The organism is Desulfovibrio sp. 1188_IL3213 (assembly GCF_036763145.1).
Classification (GTDB): Bacteria; Desulfobacterota; Desulfovibrionia; order Desulfovibrionales; family Desulfovibrionaceae; genus Desulfovibrio.
On the sequence record NZ_JBAIYR010000487.1, the window covers coordinates 1 to 1,575 of the forward strand.

2 protein-coding genes are annotated in these 1,575 nt (G+C 61.2%); both read right to left on the reverse strand.

The genetic code is table 11. The features are described 5' to 3' along the window. Nucleotides 1-188: 188 nt before the first annotated feature. On the reverse strand, nucleotides 189-1,319 hold the full coding sequence (locus V6C16_RS12885; protein ID WP_333543399.1) for a hypothetical protein: 1,131 nt from the start codon (nucleotides 1,317-1,319) through the stop codon (nucleotides 189-191). Nucleotides 1,320-1,322: 3 nt separating this feature from the next. Beyond that, nucleotides 1,323-1,575: HisA/HisF-related TIM barrel protein (locus V6C16_RS12890; protein ID WP_333543400.1), on the reverse strand; the 253-nt coding region annotated here is incomplete at its 5' end.

The following is a 1,575-nucleotide window of genomic DNA, read 5'->3' on the forward strand; positions in this document are numbered from 1 at the left end:
CGGGCTGTCTGGCCGGTCGCCTGCCGACGGGCCTGCCAAAAGGCCCGCCGACGGATTTGCCGACTGAAGCTCGGGGCACTCTGCGGGGCATCCTGTCCGGTGCTCCGGCCAATGATCTTTTTGGCCGGGAGCGGTATTGCCCGCCAAATCAGAAGATGCGCTCATGCCTGTACCGGGAGCCGTCGCGCTCATGCCTCGATCTCCCTGCGGTAGATGCGGTAGCGCTTGGTGATGCGGCCAGAAAAGTCTTCAATAAGGTCATTGACGGCCACGTTGTCCTCAAGGACCCACGAGGCTTCAACCCACTGAAAGTCCGGGTTCTGATGGGCTTTTTCCATCAGATAGTCCAGCAAAAGCAGGGGCAGGCCCATGAGCCGGAATTCTTCACGGATGCCGAAAAGAATGATGCGGTAGCCGCCGCGTATTTCTGCGCGCGCACGCCACCAGTGCCACAGGGCCGCAAGGCCCAGCTTGCCGTTGAGCCGCCGCAGCAGCGGGGCCATGTCGGGCAGGGCCACCATGCCGGCCGCCGGTTTGCCGTTGTGGAAAAAGAGCACGAAAAAATCCGTGTCCAGCACGGCCTTGAGTTCTTTGACGTGCTGTTCGGCCTCGGCGTCCGACAAGGGTGAGAAACCCCAGTTCTGCGCCCACGACTCCTTATACAGGGTGAACATGTCGCGGATATCTTGGGTCAGCGTAGCCTTGCCGGAGGTGCGGCAGGTGAAATGCCCCTCTTTTTTGAGGCGGGTCACTTCTTCGTGGAGCCATTCTGGCGGCGAGAAACGTTCCTTTTCAATAAGATAGGCAAAAAGGTCCTGTTCTTTGCGCAGATGCCAGCTTTCGAGCAGCTCCGCATAGTACGGCGGGTTCCAGGGCATCATGATGGTGGGGGCAAGTTCAAAGCCGTTCACCAGCAGGCCGCAGGTGTAGTTTGCGGACGGGTTCAGCGGCCCGCGCATGAAGGTCATCCCCTGGGCTGCCAGCCAGTTTCTGGCGGCGTCCAGCAGGGCGTGGGCGGCTTCGCGGTCGTTTTCGCATTCAAAAAAACCGAAGGCTCCGCAGGTTTCGCCCGCGTAGGCATTATATTTATCGTCAATAATGGCGGCAATGCGTCCTACGGGCCGCCCGTCACGCAGGGCCAGAAAAAGTCTGCGCCGGGCGTTTTCCCAAAAGGGATGCTGCCCTGGCGTGAGCAGTTCGCGCTCCTGACTCTTGATGGGCGGCGTCCACAAGGGGCTTTGGGCGTAAATGCTCCACGGCAGATCCAGAAACTGGCCTGTTTCCGCTTCGGTGCGGGCGGTAATGACGGCAAGTCCCATAAATCAGTCCAGTAGCAGGCTGCCGCGCAGCTCTTCCAGCGAGGCGATGCCCAGACGTTCGCACGCTTCGGGCAGTTGCTGCACAAGATCAAAGACGCAGTCGGGCCGCATGAAGCTCGCTGTGCCGATCTGAACCGCGTGCGCGCCCGCCAGGATGAATTCCAGCACGTCTTCCACGCAGCTGATGCCGCCCACGCCGATCACGGGAATCTTGACCGCGCGGGCCACCTGCCACACGCAGCGACGGGCCACGGGC